At 44.0% G+C, this 2,841-nt stretch carries 4 protein-coding genes; all 4 read left to right on the top strand.

The features are described 5' to 3' along the window. Window positions 1-753, top strand: a 753-nt coding sequence (locus VFM80_RS02255) for an NRAMP family divalent metal transporter (protein ID WP_395069124.1), incomplete at its 5' end; no start/stop codon positions are given. Window positions 754-755: 2 nt separating this feature from the next. Continuing rightward, window positions 756-1,511: a 5-oxoprolinase subunit PxpA gene (locus tag VFM80_RS02250; RefSeq protein WP_395069122.1), complete on the top strand. Its 756-nt coding sequence runs from the start codon at window positions 756-758 to the stop codon at window positions 1,509-1,511. Next, window positions 1,489-2,190, top strand: a complete 702-nt coding sequence (pxpB, locus tag VFM80_RS02245; protein WP_395069120.1) for a 5-oxoprolinase subunit PxpB — start codon at window positions 1,489-1,491, stop codon at window positions 2,188-2,190. The genes VFM80_RS02250 and pxpB overlap by 23 nt, the downstream gene beginning before the upstream one ends. Then, window positions 2,190-2,841 (top strand): biotin-dependent carboxyltransferase family protein (locus tag VFM80_RS02240; RefSeq protein WP_395069118.1); only part of this gene is annotated, 652 nt, incomplete at its 3' end. The genes pxpB and VFM80_RS02240, both read left to right, overlap by 1 nt.

Genomic DNA, 2,841 nt, shown 5'->3' with positions numbered 1-2,841 from the left:
ATGAGTATTGTTTTTGTGACCACGGCCATTGTGATTCAACCTGATCTTATCGCGATCTTAAAAGGACTGTTTATTCCAACAGCATCTCCGGAGGAATTATTAACCGTGATCGCACTTATTGGAACTACGGTAGTTCCCTATAACCTGTTTTTGCATGCCTCAACCGTTCAGGAACGGTATTCCCATTTTTCTCAGCTTTCTGATATGAGGATCGAAAATGCAGTAGGCATTATTTTGGGTGGCATCATTTCGATCTGCATAATAATTACAAGTGCAGCTGCAGCAGATGGAAGCCTGGGCGAGGTGCAAAGTGCAGCTGACATGGCTAGACAACTGGAACCTTTATTGGGAAGCTGGGCCAAGACTTTTATGGGAATTGGATTGTTTGCAGCAGGAATTACTTCAGCTGTAACGGCTCCTTTGGCAGCGGCTTATGCAGCAAAAGGATTATTGGGATGGAAAGATGATCTCAAAGGTGCCAAGTTTCGGGTAATATGGATGCTGGTTCTTGGAGCCGGAATATTCTTTTCAGCGACAAGTATTGATCCGGTAAAACTCATAGAATTTGCTCAGGTTGCAAATGGAATTACACTGCCGGTGATTGCTGTTTTCTTATTATTCATCATGAATAAACCAATGCTTCTGGGAACCAACCGGAATTCAACCCGGCAAAATGTACTGGGTATCATCGTAATTTTGGTGGCCCTTTTAATTGGGTTCAGAAGTCTGAATTCGGTTTTTAACTTTCTGTAATTATGCTTTCAAAAATAGATTTGAATTGTGATCTCGGCGAATTTTATGGAATGTATGATGATGTTCGTGATTCTAAGATCATGCCCTATATCACCAGCTGTAATATAGCCTGTGGGTTTCATTCCGGCGATCCGGTTGCCATTTCTAATACCATAAAGCTGGCGTTGGAACATGATGTGGCCATTGGAGCCCATCCCTCGTATCCTGATCTGCAAGGATTTGGCCGGCGCATTATGAACCTGACCCAGGAAGAACTGGTGGCTTGTGTATTATATCAGGTCTCGGCGCTTAAAGGGATGGTAGAATCATTTGGAAGTGAGCTTCATCATGTTAAACCACACGGAGCCTTGTACAATTTTGCGGCGAAAGATGAGCAGACGGCAGTCGGCGTAGTTAAAGCAATTGTTCAGATTCAGGAAGGTATGATGATCTATGCACCCGCTAAATCAGTATTGCGGGAAGTTGCCGAAGATGCCGGATTGAATGTTCGAAGTGAGATATTTGCCGATCGCAGGTATGAAGATGACCTGAGTCTTCGCTCTCGTAAGCTGGAAGGAGCTGTATTAAAGAAAAATGAGGAAGTACTTCAGCAGCTGGCCGGCTTTTTGGATGGCATAGTCTATACCCACGACGGGCTTGATCTACCGATAGAAGCCGAAACAATTTGCCTGCACAGCGATACGGAAGGCGCAGAAGAATTAGCAAAAGAAATTCACGATTTTTTGATCAAACACGATGTCAGGATCACTGCAGATTAATGGAATCGACTGGCAGGTCTCGCTATTAGGAGAGCAAGTACTTGTCATAAAGCCGGAGGGTGAAAACGCTGACCTGTCGCTGATCCATGAAAGTGCAAGACTGTTAGAAAAAGCTGATCTAAAGGGTTTAACGGACATTATTTCTACCTATGATTCAATTGCACTTATCTTTGACCGGCTTCTGGAAGAACCTGACTCGGAAGCTGAAAAGTTGCAACCGGCTTTGAATGGATTGTCTTCAGAAAAAATATCACCCCAAAAACACCGGGTACCGGTTTGCTATGAACTGGGATTGGATTGGCAACAAGTGGAAGAACATACCGGACTTAGCAGACAGGAGATCATTAAAAAACACAGTACCTCGAAATATGTGACAGCGATGATGGGATTTATTCCGGGATTTATTTATCTCGACGGATTAGATAAAAAAATTTCCTGCCCAAGAAAAGCAAACCCGAGAACTAAAATTCCAGAGGGTTCGGTGGGGATTGCCGGAGAACAAACCGGAGTTTATTCGCAGGAAAGTCCGGGTGGATGGCAGATCATAGGCCGAACACCGGATTCCTTTTTTGATGCCAATAAAGAACCTCCAAGTCAGATAGAACCGGGAGATATTGTTGAATTTTATGAGATATCAGAAGCCGAATTTAGGAAACTGAAAGAAAACCGGGGGAACTGATGAAAGGATCCCTTGAAGTGTTAGATGGTGGTCTTCAAACAACCGTTCAGGATGCCGGAAGGGTCGGATACCGAAAATATGGAGTTCCTGTTTCAGGTGTGATGGATGTACATGCCTATCAGTTAGCAAATTGGCTGGTCGGTAATAAAAGCGTAGCTCCGGTTTTAGAACTCACCCTGAAAGGTGGGACATTTAAATTTCATTCTGATGCCAAGATCGGAATTTCCGGCGGGCATGCTGAAGTTTTGATCAATGAAAAACCGGCACCCTCCAATAAAACCATCAAGGTTTACAAAGATGATCTGCTAAATATTGGTAAGGTAAGATCGGGCTGTCGGGTGTACCTGGCCATAGCAGGTGAGTGGAGTATTGCAAAGGTCATGGGGAGCTATTCAACATGCCTGATCGCAAAGTTTGGAGGATTTGAAGGGCGCGCACTTAGAAAAGGAGATCGGTTGACCTGGAATTCTTCAAAAAAATCAGTGGAGATCAGAACTATTCCTAAAGAACTGATTCCTCATTATGCTATCCGTCAGACTATTCACATCATAAAGGGACCGGAATGGAACTGGCTTGATGAAGCGCAGCAAGCCGAATTTCTAGCAGCAGATTTCAGCCTTTCAAGTGAAAGTAACAGGATGGGAATCCGCC

The sequence above is a fragment of the Gracilimonas sp. genome, from assembly GCF_035704785.1.
Lineage (GTDB): Bacteria > Bacteroidota > Rhodothermia > Balneolales > Balneolaceae > Gracilimonas.
The sequence above is the reverse complement of the archived record's forward strand: the minus strand, read 5'-3'. Positions and strand labels throughout refer to the sequence as shown.

Coding starts and splice junctions, on each gene's coding strand:
- VFM80_RS02250 (WP_395069122.1), top strand. CDS start 756: ATGCTTTCAAAAATAGATTTGAATTGTGATCTCGGCGAATTTTATGGA.
- pxpB (WP_395069120.1), top strand. CDS start 1,489: ATGTCAGGATCACTGCAGATTAATGGAATCGACTGGCAGGTCTCGCTA.